Here is a 14386-nt window from a genome sequence, read left to right on the forward strand (position 1 = left end):
ATGGACCCGTTTCACCAGCGACTGGCTCGGGTCGCGTTGAAGGCTGCAGCCGAGTACGGGTTCTGCCTGGCCGGTGGGTACGCGGTGCAGGCGCACGGCTTCGTGGACCGGGTCTCCAAGGACGTGGACCTGTTCACCACCATGGCGGCAGTGTCTGACTTCCCGGCAGCTCAGGCCGCCGTGGTGGCGGCGCTCCGTGCCGATGTTCTGGACGTCGCCGTGGAGCGGGAGGGAGCCTCATTCGCCCGACTGGCGGTGGCGGACCCGGCCACGGGCAGCGCCAGCACGGTAGAACTTGGTGTCGACTGGCGGGCGTACCCGCCGGTCCAGCTCGCGATCGGCCCGGTCCTGCATCCCGCAGACGCGGTGGCGAACAAGCTGTGTGCTCTGTTCGGTCGGGCGGAGGTCCGTGACTACATCGACGTACACGGGGTCATTCAAGATGGCCGCTTCACCACCGGCGAGCTACTGCAGCTGGCGGCCGATCACGATCCTGGGTTCGACCCGTCGATCTTCGCGGGGGCGCTGCGCGCGGTACGGCGATTTCCTGACTCCGCCTACGAACCGTACAAGCTCACCGCCGACCAGGTCGACGCGCTGCACGCGCGGCTGCTCACTTGGGCCGATGAGGTGGAAGGTGCCGGTCAGTAGCGGCGGACAGAACTCGGCGACGGTCCTCCGGCCACTTGGGGGAGGACCAGTGTGTGTTCTCCTGCTCCCGGGCGCGGCTGAGCGTGTCGGCAATGCGGCGCGGATCTCCCGGTCTTATCCGTGTTTGATCAAGCCAGACCAGATTGCATCTACATTTCCTCAACATCTGGACGGCCGACGAAGCCATTAACGGCTGATTTGTCCGCACGTCAGCAGGTGGCACTTCGACCTCTGTACGGCTTTCAATCCGGCGCGGTTCTCGTGTGCTTGGGGACCGTGTCCGAAATGTCGGGCGGTCTGACCTGGGCAAACGGGGGGTCTGGGGGACAACCTCCTGTTGATCATGATCTTGGTGGCAGCTTAGATGATCTTCGTATGGCGAATCTTCGCAGCTCGGGGGCGGTTTGGGATCTTTCCGCCAACCTCCCCCGGATCCCGGGCGTGTCGGAGGTTGCCGCAATCGACATTTCACCACAACTCCGGCACCTAATCTTGCGTACATCTATGTGCTGTCTGTCCTCAACGGATGCTGTTGGGCTCGGCGTAGCGATCTCTCCTCCGTCCGGCATCTACCGACAGGTCGATGTGGAAATCCTCGCTTACGCGGTTGGCTCCGGCAAGGGGAACAGTGGTTTGTTGTGCGCCTGCTGCGGTAAGCCGAGCGGGATTTGACCGTGGCCACCTCCACTACCTCGGTGGCGGTCTGGCAAGTGTCGCGGGAGGGCGGTGAGGTCAGGCTTCGTTCGGTCCGGGCAGGAGGTATCTGGCCTTGTGTCGGTGCGCGGCTTTGATCATCTCGGTCACTTCGATGGGTTCGCCGTCGGTGGTGTAGACGGTGCGGAACTGGCGTAGCACGGGCATGTCGTCGGGCATTTGCAGGGCGATGAACTCGTCGATGGTGGGCATGGTGGCTTCGACGTCGTCAACGGCTGGTCCGGCGTGCTTGCCGAGTCCGGCGAGCACGCGCAGCGATCCGCCGCTGATCAGCCGGTGTTCGGCGAGCGGGGTGCCGCGTGCGAGGTCGGTCCGGTAGTAGTTGGTGACCAGCTCGGCCGGGGCGTCGTCGAGCAGGAGCAGAAGCCGCCGGCGGATGACGCGGGTGTCGGGTTCGAGGTCGTACGCCGCGGCGACCGCGACCGGCGGTCTCACCTCGTCGACAGACAGCAGGCGGCTGGTCTTGCGGCGGCCGTGACTGGTGATCTCACTGATCCACGGGTACGGAGTGGCTCTGTTGGCCTGGCCCGGGTAGTGGTTCGCTTCGACGGCGATCGGCTGGTTGGCAGTGACGAACACGCCGACGCCGGATTCGCCACGGACGAATCCTTGCTTCTTGAGGATGGCGAGTGCGCGTTGGGTGGTGAGGTTGGAGACGCCGTACCGCTCGCAGAGCTGGGCCGTGGAGGGCACCTTGTCGCCGGGCTTGAACTCGCCGGTGAGGATCTGTCGGCGGAGATCGGCCGCGATCTGGCGCTGGCGGTCGCGTACGTCATTGGCAGCGGCGGGGTCGGGTTCGTTGGTCATGCGGGTGGGACCTGCATCTGGTAGGTGTGGCCGGTGGAGCGGCTGGTCACGGTGCGCATGACGGCGTACTCGACGGGTTGGCCGGTGGCGGCGCGGCTGATGCGGGTGAGGACCAGGACCGGTTCGTCGACGGCGATGTCGAGGAGTTCCTGTTCCTGATCGGTCGGCCGTCGGGCGGTGACGTGCTCGCTGACCTGATGCGGTGCGAGGTTGAGGTCGGCGAGGACCCGTACCGCGCCGCCTTTGATCTTGCGGTTGTCGGCGAGTGGGGTGCCGGCGACGATGGGCTCCGGGTAGAAGGAGTCGGCGAGTTCGACGGGCCGATCGTCTTCCAGGATGAGGCGGCGGCGGACGACGGCTCGTTCGCCGGCGGCGAGTCCGAGTGCGCGTCTGACCTGTGTGTCCGCGTCGACGGTCTCGACGCCGAGTAGCTGTTGCGTGCCGACGCGTCCCCGGCCGGCGGCCTCGGCGGACCACGCGTCGTGCTGCTGCGCGACGAGGTACGGGTCTGAGCTGCTGGTCCAGCCTTGGTCTGTCATGGTTGCCTCCGGTTGCTGCCTCCGATCATGGTGCCGGATGCGTGGCGGCTTGGCTCACTGACCGTACTCGGGTGGGGAACCTTGTTGGCCAACGCCACTTGCAGCCTTATTACAATCATTATAAGCTCTGCTTACTTGAGGTTCCTGCGCTGGTCAGTCGGCCAAGGATCCCGGCCCCCACGGATCACGGATGTTGAATCGAGGGCACTGGTGACCCCAGTGCTCTTGCTCGCTGTGCCTGAATTCGGCCCTGTACCTGCCGCAGACCTCTTAACAGTCCTCCCTGCGAAGGAGAAGCTCTTGACCAGGAACCAAGGTCCCCGCAGTAGGTATGGCGGGTCGCCGTACGTCGTTCGCAATGAAGGTCCGACGCCGAACCGGCCGCCGTTGCCGCGACGGACGCCGGGGCAGACGGACATCGGGAGTGATCCGCGTTTCCGGCTGCTGGCCGCGCGCGGGGTGGCGTCTGCGCCGGACGCCGAACGGCCGGCTGTCGACGCCGAGCGGGCGGTGCTGGACGAGGTGGCGGCGGCGATGCGGAACCGGCCGGACGCTGACGTGTTGGACCGGGCGCGGGAGACGGTCGCCGTGCACATGCCGAGCCGGTTGGCCGAGTGCCGGGCGTGCGACGGGCCGGCGCTGTGTCCCCCGTTCACCGGCGCGTTGGCGGTGTTGGACCGGTGGGATCAGGTCAAGGCGCGTCGGGTGCGGGCGGTGTTGCAGTACGCCGGGTTGTGGCCGGACGGGTACGTCCACGACGGGCGGGACGACTGATGGCCGACGGTGATCTCCTGCGGGTCGGTGACACGCTGCATCTCGGCAAGGCCGACTGGGTGTTCGGCGACCGGTCGATGACGGTCCGGGTTTCCGACATCCGGAACGGCCTGGACGACGTCGATTCCCCGGTGGTGGGCATCCTCGCCACGATCACGTTGGCCGGGCGGGACGGGCGGATGGCCGCGATCGGCGTCTACAAGTCAGCGCTGGCCCGCCCCGGGGTGCTGCAGCGGCACCGGCCACCCAACGGCGTCGATCCCTTGCCAGCCGCACACCCATAACCCGCCCGCCGTCTGCGCGAGCCGGGGTCGGGCCGGTGGCGGCAACCACGAGCCCGACCCCATTCCAGACCCAGTGGAAAGTGGATCACGATGGACGTTTGTGCCCTGACCAGTGCCGTGTTGCTTGGCTACCTCGCCGGGCTGTTCTCGTTCAAGGTGAAGAGCCGCTGGTGCCCCCGCTGCGGCGAACTGACTACCGCCAAGCCGCCGTCCTAAAGCGTCGGGCAGTGAGGTTGGGCACCTCGGCCCGCCCAGGAAGACCGGACCCTGGTCGACCCCCGACGGTCGGGACCAGGCAGGCCACCACCAACGCGAGCAGCACCCGGACGTTGTCGGTCAGGTCTGCGGTGGGCAGCCCGTCGCCCATCGACATCACCGGAAGGATCATGGTGGCAGCCACCAGACCGGTCCAGGCCGGTGCGCGGCCTCGGCGCTCGCCCACCACCAGTAGGGCGGCTAGCACGAGCCAGGTCTGATGGTGGGTCCAGGACACCGGCGAGAACGCCAGGCCGGCGGCGCCGACAATCACCACGCCGGCCAACCGGTCCCCGTCCCGGTAGGCGACCGCGCCGCGTACCAGGGCGATCGCGACCACCGCGAGCCCGGCGGTGAACAGTGCGAGGGTACGAGCGTCGTCGGGTGCTCCCAGCCGTAGTAGGGCACCGTTGATCGACTAGTTGCCGGCGGTGACGATGTTGCCGACCCGGTCGACGTCCCACATCTCGGTGAGCCAGAACCGTGCCGACTCGCCCGGCAGGATCAGCCAGGCCAGACCGGTACCGGCGAGGAAGGTCCCAGCTGCGGTGACCGCCGCTCGTCGCTCGCCAGCGAGCCACAGGTAGGGGATAAAGATCAGCGGGGTGAGTTTGACGGCGGCGGCCAGACCTGTGGCGACACCCGCCAGCCGGCGCGGGGCACGCCCCAGGCAGTCGACCAGCACCAACAGGGTCAGGATCACGCTGACCTGGCCGAACCGGAGGTTGCTGGAGACCGGAGCCGACGCGAACAGCAGCAGGGCGATCGCCGCCGGTGCCACCTGCCGGGGCAGGAGCCAGTGGATCCCATCGGAGCGGGCCACGATCACGGCGAGCAGCGCCACCAGCGCAACGGTGGCCGCCGTCCAGATTACCCGCAGCACGTCGATGTCGATCAGCGTCAGCGGTACGAACAGCAGGCCGGACAGGGGCGGATAGGTGAACGGCGCCTCGGTGCCGGCAGCGGCGTAGTCGTAGAGACTGGTGCCCTGCCGCAGACCGGTGGTCGCCTCCACGTACACGTCGAGGTCGGCGAGGCGGTCGTGCCGGGCGCGGGTGAGCGCCGCCGCCGACTGGGCGACGGCGACGACGGCTGCGGCGAACCAGACGGCGACCGCGACCCGGACCGGGTGAACGAAGCCACTGCCCCGCAGCTGGTGTGGCGTGTCCTTCAGCCGGTGCGACATAGCAGACCGGACATCGTGCATGCCTCGCCCCGTAGCCATCATGCTGAGTCAGTACAGTGGACTCTACTGGACGGCCTTGTCTTTCCCGTGTCGCGCCCCTCCTGGTCGGTGTAGCCGCTGCCCATCTGGCCTCGATCCTGTCGCCGGTTGCGAAGATCAGTTGATGAAAATACGGGCGACACGCCGGCACAAACCCGGTTTTCATCAACTGATCTTGGGGTATTTGCGGGCAAACGACCGACGCTCGGTCGTCGCGCCCAGAGGCCGGCGAATGCGCTGAGGACGACCAGTACGCTGGCGAGTCCGGTGACGGCCTGCGCCCAGCGCAGCGCCGGGGAGATCGCGTACCGGGCGCCCCAGATGGCGACCACCACAAGGGCGGTGCTGGTGAGGAGCAAGCTCCAGCCCAGGGGTGGTGTCGGACCGGTGTCCGAGCTCAGGTCGTGGAAGCGGCCGGCTGCGACGGTCACCGCCATCACCAGCACCGCGGTGTTGAAGGTGGCGTCCGCCGCGTCCATCCGATTGGTGAGGCTGTCGAAGACCGTGACCAGCCCGATCGCCATGGCAGCGATCGGTGTGACGATCCGCGCCTGGCCGGCCAGCCAGGGCACCACCACTCCGATGCCGCAACACAACCCGAACGTGTCGCCATCGCGGCCGCGCCGATCGGCTGGCGTGCGTAACCCCGACGGATGAGATAGGGCATGCTGAGGAACGACGACAGGGTCACCGCGCCGAGTGTCCACTGCAGCACCCACAGGACGACGTTCATCGCGGTGTACGCGTAGGGGCCGCGCGGCCGGAGCCGGCCGGGGGAGCGTCGTCGGTCCGCTGTGGCGGGATAGCGTCCAGGAGTTGGCGTTCGGCGTCGTCGAGGTAGCCGGTCAGGACCCGATGGGCCTCGGTCAACTCGCCCGTGACGAGCAGCTGGTGAATCTGCCGGTTGTACCGGATGTAGGGCTGGTGGAACGCCTGCGCGGCCGGGACCACCAGAAACACCAGACGTAGCTCAGCCAGCAGGCGACGCGCGGTCCGGCTGAGACGGCTGCTGCCGGCCAGGTCGGCGACGGCCTGGTGGAACCGCATGTTCGCCGTACCCACCTGCGTCCAGTCGCTGGCGTCGGCGGCGACCTCGGCAGCCTCGACCGCCTCGCCGAGGCGGTCCAGCGCGCTCGGTGGCGCGTCGGCGGCGGCGAGAATCGCGGCGCCCTCGATGATCCGGCGGAACGCGTAGATGTCTCGCACGTCGGCGGCGGTCAGCTCCCGGATGAAGACGCCGCGGTTGAACTCGTGCGTGAGCAGGCCCTCGTGCGACAGCAGCCGGAACGCTTCCCGCAAGGTGTTGCGGGACACGCCGAGCGCCTCGCGGAGGGCGTTCTCGCTCAGCCGGACGCCGGGTGGGAAGACGCCCTCGTTGATCCGTTCACGAAGGACGTCCGCCACCCGTTCGCCGTAGCCGCTGCCGGACCGACCCGGTCACTGCCGACCGGGTGGCGGAAGCGGGATCGACCGGCGGTTCGGAAGTCCGGATGATCTTCGCCTTCGATCCGTTTCGAGAGGCGGTGTTTCTCGTCGCGGGCGATAAGTCTGGCCGGTGGCAGGCCTGGTACGACACGGCGATCCCGCTGGCCGATGCGAGGTTCGACGAGCACCTGAGGCTACTCAAGGAGGACGAGTGAGTCCGACGAACTGGCGAGACGTCAAAGCCAAGGCGCGGGCGGCCGACCCTGAGTGGGACAGCCCTGACCGCGTTGCCCAACGCGCCGCGATGCGTCAGCAGATGCTGGCTTCCGTGAGCGGTGCCCAGCTCGCCGAGATTCGAAAGCAGCTGGGCCTCACCCAGGTGCAGCTGGCCGAGGCTGCGGGCCTGTCGCAAGCGCGCATCAGCCAGATCGAGAACGGTGAGGCCACGAGCCTCGAGTCACTGAGAGCCTACGTCACGGGCCTTGGCGGGCACCTCGACATAGTTGCGCGAATCGGGAACGTCCGCTTGGACGTCGCGTAGTCCAGAAACCCGGTGGCGCCACCACCCTGTCTCGACGGGGGATGCCTACGGGATCGACGGCCGGGCCGATGGCAGTTGCCACCGGCCCGGTCACCGCATCAATGTGCGCCTGCGTACTCGTCGACTCCCAGAGAGCAGGTGCTCAGGCGCCGCCGGGGTTGAGGGTCACGGTCAGCGGGGTGAAGTCGGCACCGGTGACGTCGACGCCGTCCGCCTCCGCCGCTTCGAGCGCCTCGGTGATGTAGTCGTTGGTGTAGGCCAACCCCTCCGGCTCGGCGGTCAGCACCGTCTGGCCGTCCTGGTTCTTCGTGGCCAGCGACAACTCGACCGTACGCGCCCAGTCCGCCTCGTCGATCAGCCCGATCCCGCCGGTCGACGGCCAGATCAGCTTGTTGACCTCGTTGACCTGCCACAGCTGATGGCTGGCGCCCAGCGTCGACCCGGCCGCGACGGACAGGTCCCGGCACTCCTCCGGGTTGTCCCGGCAGAACGCCCAGCCCTTGATGGTGCCGGTGAGGAACTTGACCGTCTGCTCCTGGTACGTCGGGTCGTCGAGCTTGCTGGTGTCGGCCCAGATGGCGTCCTGCAGCATCGCGGTCCCGACATCATTCCAGTCGAGCACCGAGAAGTCCTCCGGCGTGTACAGCTCACCGGTGTCCGGGTTCTCCGCCTCCAGCAGCTGCGCGTACTCGTTGTAGCTCATCGCCTGGGCGGCGTCGATGTCGCCGCGCAGCAGCGCCTGCATGTCGAACTGCTGCTGCACCAGGGTCACGTCGGCACCCGGGTCCAGCCCGGCCTGGGTCATCGCGGCGAACAACTCGAACTCGTTGCCGAAGCCCCAGTTGCCGACCTTCTTGCCGCGCAGGTCCGCCGGCCCGGTGATGCCGGAGTCGGCGAACGCCACCTGGTAGGTGCCGGAGCGGGCGAAGATCTGCCCGACATCGGTGATCTGCGCGCCCTGTTCCCGCGACGCGAGCGCCTTCGGCACCCAGGCGATCGCGTAGTCGGCCTGCCCCTGGGCGAGCACCGTCTGCGGGACGATGTCCACCCCACCTTCGAGCAGCTCGACGTCAAGGCCCTCCTCCTCGTAGAAGCCCTTTTCGACGGCGGCGATGTAGCCGGCGAACTGGGCCTGGAAGAACCACTGCAACTGGACCTTCACCGTGGTGGTGCCGTCGGTGGCACCGCCACCAGCCTCCGGCTCCTCGTCCGCCGTACCGCAGGCGCTGATCAGCAGCGCGGCACCCGTCAGCGCCGCCGCGGCGGCCATCCGTCTTCTCATCTGGCGTCGTTCCTCCTGGTCGCGATGATGGAGCGGGGGACTGCGGCGCGCGGACGGGAGCGCCAGGGGAAGCGGAGGTCACGGGGTCTGGCCGGTGCGCCACGGCATCGCGAGGCGTTCCAGAGCCAGGGTCGCCAGGTAGAAGACCAGGCCGAGCAGGCAGGCGCCGACCACGAACGCCCAGGCCCGGGGGTACGCGGTGAGCGACGCCGCCGAGGTGATCCGCGCCCCCAGCCCGTCCTGCAGCCCACCGAAGTACTCGGCGACCACGGCCGCGATCACCGCCAGCGACGACGCCTGGCGCAGCCCGGTGAAGACGAACGGTAGCGCACCGGGCAGCCGCACCAGCCGGGCGAAGGTCCAGCCGCCAGCGGCGTAGCTGGCCATCAGCTCGCGGTGGATCGGCTGCACCTGGCGCAGCCCGCGCAGCGTGTTGACGAAGACCGGGAAGAACGCGACCAGGCCGACGACGATCCGCCGGGGCACGCTGCTGGCCGCGTCGAACATGTTGTTCAGCACCGGGGCGAGCGCGATGATCGGCAGCGCGTTGACCAGCGCCGCCAGCGGCACCGACACCTCACTGAGCAGCCGCAGCCGGCTCACCGCCAACGCCACTGCCACCCCGAGCGTCGCCCCGGCGAGCAGGCCGATCAGCGCGTTGGTGCCGCTGGCCAGCCCGGCGGTCAGCACCACCGTGCGGCTGGCCCAGAACTGTTCGGCGATCGCCGACGGCGACGGCAGCACGTACGGGGCGACCCGGCCCAGCCGTACCGTCGCTTCCCACAGCGCCAGCCCGACGAGCCCGACGGCGACCGGCGGCCCGGCCGCCCGCAACGACCTCACTGCGCCGCCGATTCGGCAGCCGCCGGTGCCGAGGCCGGCGCGGCTCCGGTAGCCGGCGCGTCGGTGCCGCGCAACGCCCGGCGGACCTCGGTGACGGCGGCGAAGAACTCCGCCGACTGCCGGGTCTGCTCGGTGCGCTCGCCGAGGGCGACGTCGACGATGGCGGTGATCCGACCCGGCCGGGCCGACATCACCACCACCCGGTCGGACAGGTACACCGCCTCGGAGATCGAATGGGTGACAAAGACGGTGCTGGTCGCGGTGCGGGCGCAGATGCCGAGCAGTTCGTCCTGCAGGCGTTCGCGGGTCATCTCGTCGAGGGCACCGAACGGTTCGTCCATCAACAGCAACGGCGGGTGTACGGCGAGCGCCCGCGCGATCGCCACCCGCTGCTGCATGCCACCGGAGAGCTGAGCCGGGTAGTGGCCGGCGAAGTCGGCGAGCCCGACCAACTGCAGCATCTCGTCGACCCGTTCCCTGCGCTGCGTCCGCCGCACCCCGCGCAGCTCCAGCGGCAGTTCGACGTTGCGCCGTACCGTCCGCCAGTCGAACAGCCCGGCCTGCTGGAAGGCGATGCCGTACTCCTGGTCGAGTCTGGCCTGCCGGGCGGCCTTGCCGTTGACGGTGACCGTGCCGGCGGTCGGGGTGATCAGGTCGGCGATCAGCCGCAGCAGGGTGCTCTTGCCGCAGCCGGACGGCCCGATCAGCGACACGAACTCGCCCCGCCCGACGGTCAGCTCCACCCCGGTCAGCGCGGTGACCGTGTCGGCCCGGCCGGCGTTGAAGACCTTGTCGACCCCGGTGATCTCGACGGCGAATTCATTGCTCATCCGGTCACCGCCACTCGCCGCTGGTGGCGGGTCAGCCCCAGCTCCAGCAGGGTCACCGTGGCGGCGACGACCAGGCCGAGCGCGGCGGCACCGAGGATCGCCGCGTACACCTTCGCCGGGGCGCTGGTCGCCTGCCGCGAATATTCCAGGATCAGCCGGCCGATGCCGCCCCGGGTGCCGGTGGAGATCTCCCCGACGACGGCGCCGACCACGGCCGCCGCCCCGGCCAGCCGTAGCGCCGGGAACAGGTACGGCAGCGCGGCCGGGGCCCGCAGTTTCCATAAGGTGCGCCACCAGCCGGCCGCGTAGCTGCGCATCAGCTCGACCCCGGCGGCCGGTGGTGACTGCAGGCCGCGCAGCATGCCGACGGCGACCGGGAAGAACGCCAGGTACGCGGCGATCACCGCGACCGACATCCACGGCTGCCACGGGTAGGCGCCGATCGACAGCCGCCCGCCCCAGCCGGCGATCACCGGGGCGAGGGCGACCAACGGCACGGTCTGCGACAGCACCACGTACGGCAGCAGTCCCCGTTCGGCGATCCGCAGCCGCTGCATCGCCACCGCCAGGATCAGCCCGACCAGGGTGCCGGCGGCGAACCCGACGCCGGTCACCCCGAGGGTGAACAGGCAGGCGTCGACGACGACCCGCCACACCGGCTGGCCGGCGGCGACGTCGACGTCGCCGAGGCCGGCGACCACGTCGGCCAGGTGCGGCATGGCGGCGTCGTCGGCGCGCGGCAGCAGCGGTACGCCGAACAGGTCCGTACCGTCGGGGTCGCCGACCAGTTTGTAGCCCTCCCAGACTGCGGCGGCCAGGGCGAGCGCGCCCAGCGCGGCCCCGGCGACGCCGGCCCGCCGCGCCCAGCTGCTGGTCGGGCCGCTGGTCAAGACGCGACCACCCGGCGGTACGCGGGGATGATCTGCTCGCCGTACGCGGTCAGGGTTTCCTGCTTGGCGTCGTGTTGCAGGTAGACGGCGAACTGGTCGACGCCGAGCTCCCGCAGCTCGGCGAGCCGCCGCAGGTGCTCCTCGGCCGGGCCGAGCAGGCAGAACCGGTCGACGATCTCGTCCGGTACGAAGTCGGTGTGGGTGTTGCCGGCCCGGCCGTGTTCGGCGTAGTCGTAGCCCTGCCGGCCGGCGATGTAGTCGGTGAGCACCTTCGGCACCGCGCTGCCGTCGCCGCCGTAGCGGGCGACGATGTCGGCGATGTGGTTGCCGACCATGCCGCCGAACCAGCGGGTCTGGTCCCGCTGGTGGGCCAGGTCGTCGCCGACGTAGGCGGGGGCGGCGACGCAGAAGGTGACCGCGTCCGGGTCGCGGCCGGCGCGTTCGGCGGCGGCCCGGACCGCGCCGATCATCCATGCGGCGATGTCCGGGTCGGCGAGCTGCAGGATGTAGCCGTCGCCGACCTCGCCGGCCAGGGCGAGCGCCTTCGGCCCGTACGCGGCGACCCAGACCTCCAGCGCCCCGTCACTGACCCACGGCAAGGTGATGTCCCGGTCGCGGTAGCGTACGGTCCGCCCGGCGGCCAGGTCACGGATGACGGTGACGCATTCGCGCAGCTCGGCGAGGGTGGTGGGGCGGGCACCGAGGACCCGGACCGCCGAGTCGCCCCGGCCGATGCCGCAGACCGTGCGGTTGCCGTACATCTCGTTGAGGGTGGCGAACGTCGACGCGGTGACGGTCCAGTCCCTGGTGCTGGGGTTGGTCACCATCGGCCCGACTGTCACCGATGTGGTGGCGGCGAGGATCTGGCTGTAGATGACGAACGGCTCCTGCCACAGTACGTGCGAGTCGAACGTCCACACATGGCTGAAGCCGGCCTGCTCGGCCTGCTGGGCCAGCGACACCAGCTCGCGGCCGGGCGGGTCACACTGGAACACGACGCCGAAGTCCATCTGGCGTACCCCCTTCAGAGCAGGTAGTCCGACAGGCCGCGGCGCAGGTAGCGGCCGTGGCCGGCGCGTCCGTGGTAGGTGCCGTCGCCGCTGACCAGGACGGTGCCCCGCGACAGCACGGTGTCGACCTTGCCGGTGATCTCGAAACCCTCGTACGACGAGTGGTCCATGTTCATGTGGTGGGTGGCGGCCGAGATCGTGGTCCGGCCGGCCGGGTCGTAGACGAGGATGTCGGCGTCGGATCCGGGGGCGATGACGCCCTTGCGCGGGTAGAGACCGAACATCCGGGCCGGGGTGGTGGCGATCGTCTCCACCCAGCGGGCCAGGGACAGCTTGCCGTCGACGACGCCCTGGTAGATCAGGTCGACCCGGTGTTCGACGCCGCCGATCCCGTTAGGGATCTTGGAGAAGTCGCCGAGGCCGAGTTCCTTCTGGTCCTTGAAGCAGAACGGGCAGTGGTCGGTGGAGACCACCGCCAGGTCGTTGGTGCGCAGGCCGCGCCACAGGTCGGCGCGGTGCGGTTCGTGTTTGCTGCGCAGCGGGGTGGAGCAGACCCACTTGGCGCCTTCGAAGCCGGGCGCGCCGAGCTGGTCCTCCAGGGTCAGGTAGAGGTACTGCGGGCAGGTTTCGGCGAACACGTTGCGGCCGGCGTCGCGGGCGGACGCGACGGCGGCGAGGGCTTCGCTGGCGGACAGGTGCACGATGTAGAGCGGGCAGTCGGCGGCGACCCCGGCCAGCGCGATGGCCCGGCTGGTCGCCTCGGCCTCCAGCGCGGACGGGCGGGTCAGCCCGTGGTGGACCGGGTCGGTTTCGCCCCGGGCCAGGGCCTGCCCGATCAGCACGTCGATCGCGATGCCGTTCTCGGCGTGCATCATGATCATGGCGCCGTTGTCGCGGGCCTTCTGCATCGCCCGCAGGATCTGCCCGTCGTCGCTGTAGAACACACCTGGGTACGCCATGAACAGCTTGAAGCTGGTGATCCCCTCGGTGGCGACCAGGGAGTCCATCGCCTTGAGTGACTCGTCGTCCACCCCGCCGATGATCATGTGGAAGCCGTAGTCGACGTGGCAGTTGCCCTGCGCCTTGGCGTGCCAGGCGGTCAGTCCGTCGCCGACCACCTCACCGGCGCGCTGCACCGCGAAGTCGATGATCGTGGTGGTGCCGCCGAAGGCGGCGGCCTTCGTGCCGGTGTCGAAGGTGTCGCTGGCGAACGTGCCGCCGAACGGCAGTTCCATGTGGGTGTGCACGTCGACGCCGCCGGGGATGACGTACTTGCCGGCCGCGTCGAGGACCTCGACCCCGTCGGTCGGTCCGGTGCCGGGGGCGAAGATCGCGGCGATCGTCTCGCCGTCGACGAGCACGTCGGCGGCGTACGGTCCGGTCGGTCCGACGACGGTGCCGCCGGTGATCAGCAGACTCATGGCTTCCTCCGCCGGTCAGGGCTGGACCAGGTCGCCGTAGGCGTCCGGGCGGCGGTCGCGGTAGAAGGCCCACCGGTTGCGGACCGTCTCGATCAGGTCGAGGTCGAGGTCGCGGACGATCAGCTCCGGCTGGTACGGGTCCCCGGTGTCGCCGACGAACTTGCCTTCCGGGTCGACGAAGTAGGAGGTGCCGTAGAAGTCGTTGTCGCCGTAGTCGGCCTCGACGCCGACCCGGTTGATCGCGGCGATGAAGTACTCGTTGGCCACCGCCGCCGCCGGCTGTTCCAGCTTCCACAGGTACGACGAGAGGCTGCGGCTGGTCGCCGACGGGTTGAACACGATCTGTGCGCCGGCCAGGCCGAGCGCCCGCCAGCCTTCCGGGAAGTGCCGGTCGTAGCAGATGTAGACACCGATGCGGCCGACGGCGGTGTCGAAGACCGGGTAGCCGAGGTTGCCGGGGCGGAAGTAGAACTTCTCCCAGAAGCCCTTGACGTTGGGGATGTGGGTCTTGCGGAACTTGCCCAGGTAGCTGCCGTCGGCGTCGATCACCGCGGCGGTGTTGTAGAGGATGCCGGCCTGCTCCCGTTCGTACATCGGAAGCACCATCACCATGCCGTGCTCGGCGGCCAGGGCGGCGAAGCGTTCGGTGGTCGGCCCGGGGATCGACTCGGCGTACGCGTAGTACTCGCTCTCCTGCACCTGGCAGAAGTACGGCCCGTAGAACAGCTCCTGGAAGCAGATGATCTTCGCGCCGGCGGCGGCCGCCTGCCGCACGTACTCCTCGTGGGCTTTGATCATGGATTCCTTGTCGCCGGTCCAGGCGGTCTGGACGATGGCGGCGCGGACGACTCCTGACATGGGCGGATCCCTTCTGCGGCGGCGGTTTCCCGGCACC

At 69.3% G+C, this 14386-nt stretch carries 18 protein-coding genes; 5 read left to right on the forward strand and 13 right to left on the reverse strand.

Annotation, left to right across the window (positions count from 1 at the left end; translation table 11 throughout):
- Positions 1-651: a nucleotidyl transferase AbiEii/AbiGii toxin family protein gene (locus O7553_RS07900; protein WP_281554163.1), complete on the forward strand. Its 651-nt coding sequence runs from the start codon at positions 1-3 to the stop codon at positions 649-651.
- A gap of 732 nt (positions 652-1383) precedes the next feature.
- Here the strand turns inward: O7553_RS07900 and O7553_RS07905 are convergent.
- The gene (locus O7553_RS07905) at positions 1384-2172 is read right to left on the reverse strand and encodes a GntR family transcriptional regulator (RefSeq protein WP_281554164.1); all 789 of its coding nucleotides are present in this window, start codon (positions 2170-2172) and stop codon (positions 1384-1386) included.
- Positions 2169-2711, reverse strand: a complete 543-nt coding sequence (locus O7553_RS07910; protein WP_281554165.1) for a UTRA domain-containing protein — start codon at positions 2709-2711, stop codon at positions 2169-2171. The genes O7553_RS07905 and O7553_RS07910 overlap by 4 nt, the downstream gene beginning before the upstream one ends.
- A gap of 387 nt (positions 2712-3098) precedes the next feature.
- Between O7553_RS07910 and O7553_RS07915 the strand changes: the two genes are divergently transcribed.
- Both O7553_RS07915 and O7553_RS07920 read left to right on the forward strand, forming a co-directional pair.
- The gene (locus O7553_RS07915) at positions 3099-3485 is read left to right on the forward strand and encodes a hypothetical protein (protein ID WP_281554166.1); all 387 of its coding nucleotides are present in this window, start codon (positions 3099-3101) and stop codon (positions 3483-3485) included.
- The gene (locus O7553_RS07920) at positions 3485-3769 is read left to right on the forward strand and encodes a hypothetical protein (RefSeq protein ID WP_281554167.1); all 285 of its coding nucleotides are present in this window, start codon (positions 3485-3487) and stop codon (positions 3767-3769) included. Before O7553_RS07915 ends, O7553_RS07920 begins: the two co-directional genes overlap by 1 nt.
- Before the next feature lie 193 nt (positions 3770-3962).
- Here the strand turns inward: O7553_RS07920 and O7553_RS07925 are convergent, their stop codons facing one another.
- The 4 genes from O7553_RS07925 to O7553_RS07940 all read right to left on the reverse strand — a co-directional run bounded on the left by O7553_RS07925 (position 3963) and on the right by O7553_RS07940 (position 6653).
- Positions 3963-4364 carry a hypothetical protein gene (locus O7553_RS07925; protein ID WP_281554168.1) on the reverse strand — a complete coding sequence of 134 codons (402 nt, stop codon included), beginning with the start codon at positions 4362-4364 and terminating at the stop codon, positions 3963-3965.
- Positions 4365-4442: 78 nt separating this feature from the next.
- Positions 4443-5210, reverse strand: coding sequence for a glycosyltransferase family 87 protein (locus O7553_RS07930; RefSeq protein WP_281554169.1), 768 nt, complete (start codon positions 5208-5210; stop codon positions 4443-4445).
- Positions 5211-5248: 38 nt separating this feature from the next.
- A complete protein-coding gene (locus O7553_RS07935) occupies positions 5249-5821 on the reverse strand; it encodes a hypothetical protein (RefSeq protein ID WP_281554170.1) in 573 nt (190 codons plus the stop codon).
- A gap of 157 nt (positions 5822-5978) precedes the next feature.
- Positions 5979-6653: a GntR family transcriptional regulator gene (locus O7553_RS07940; protein WP_281554171.1), complete on the reverse strand. Its 675-nt coding sequence runs from the start codon at positions 6651-6653 to the stop codon at positions 5979-5981.
- Positions 6654-6700: 47 nt separating this feature from the next.
- Here O7553_RS07940 and O7553_RS07945 point away from each other — a divergent pair, with 47 nt between their 5' ends.
- Both O7553_RS07945 and O7553_RS07950 read left to right on the forward strand, forming a co-directional pair.
- Positions 6701-6889: a type II toxin-antitoxin system RelE/ParE family toxin gene (locus O7553_RS07945; RefSeq protein WP_281554172.1), complete on the forward strand. Its 189-nt coding sequence runs from the start codon at positions 6701-6703 to the stop codon at positions 6887-6889.
- Complete coding sequence (locus tag O7553_RS07950) at positions 6886-7215, forward strand: helix-turn-helix transcriptional regulator (protein ID WP_281554173.1); 330 nt, start codon at positions 6886-6888, stop codon at positions 7213-7215. Before O7553_RS07945 ends, O7553_RS07950 begins: the two co-directional genes overlap by 4 nt.
- A gap of 142 nt (positions 7216-7357) precedes the next feature.
- Here the strand turns inward: O7553_RS07950 and O7553_RS07955 are convergent, their stop codons facing one another.
- The 7 genes from O7553_RS07955 to O7553_RS07985 all read right to left on the reverse strand — a co-directional run bounded on the left by O7553_RS07955 (position 7358) and on the right by O7553_RS07985 (position 14349).
- The gene (locus tag O7553_RS07955) at positions 7358-8497 is read right to left on the reverse strand and encodes an ABC transporter substrate-binding protein (RefSeq protein WP_281554174.1); all 1140 of its coding nucleotides are present in this window, start codon (positions 8495-8497) and stop codon (positions 7358-7360) included.
- Positions 8498-8575: 78 nt separating this feature from the next.
- On the reverse strand, positions 8576-9340 hold the full coding sequence (locus tag O7553_RS07960) for an ABC transporter permease (protein WP_281554175.1): 765 nt from the start codon (positions 9338-9340) through the stop codon (positions 8576-8578).
- Positions 9337-10170: an ABC transporter ATP-binding protein gene (locus tag O7553_RS07965; protein ID WP_281554176.1), complete on the reverse strand. Its 834-nt coding sequence runs from the start codon at positions 10168-10170 to the stop codon at positions 9337-9339. Before O7553_RS07965 ends, O7553_RS07960 begins: the two co-directional genes overlap by 4 nt.
- Positions 10167-11060, reverse strand: coding sequence for an ABC transporter permease subunit (locus tag O7553_RS07970; RefSeq protein WP_281554177.1), 894 nt, complete (start codon positions 11058-11060; stop codon positions 10167-10169). The genes O7553_RS07965 and O7553_RS07970 overlap by 4 nt, the downstream gene beginning before the upstream one ends.
- Positions 11057-12070, reverse strand: coding sequence for a TIGR03842 family LLM class F420-dependent oxidoreductase (locus O7553_RS07975; protein WP_281554178.1), 1014 nt, complete (start codon positions 12068-12070; stop codon positions 11057-11059). Before O7553_RS07975 ends, O7553_RS07970 begins: the two co-directional genes overlap by 4 nt.
- 14 nt (positions 12071-12084) lie before the next feature.
- The gene (gene hydA / locus O7553_RS07980) at positions 12085-13491 is read right to left on the reverse strand and encodes a dihydropyrimidinase (RefSeq protein WP_281554179.1); all 1407 of its coding nucleotides are present in this window, start codon (positions 13489-13491) and stop codon (positions 12085-12087) included.
- A gap of 15 nt (positions 13492-13506) precedes the next feature.
- On the reverse strand, positions 13507-14349 hold the full coding sequence (locus O7553_RS07985) for a nitrilase-related carbon-nitrogen hydrolase (protein ID WP_281554180.1): 843 nt from the start codon (positions 14347-14349) through the stop codon (positions 13507-13509).
- Between the last annotated feature and the right edge of the window lie 37 nt (positions 14350-14386).

It is taken from the genome of Solwaraspora sp. WMMA2059 (assembly GCF_027497315.1).
Classification (GTDB): domain Bacteria; phylum Actinomycetota; class Actinomycetes; order Mycobacteriales; family Micromonosporaceae; genus Micromonospora_E.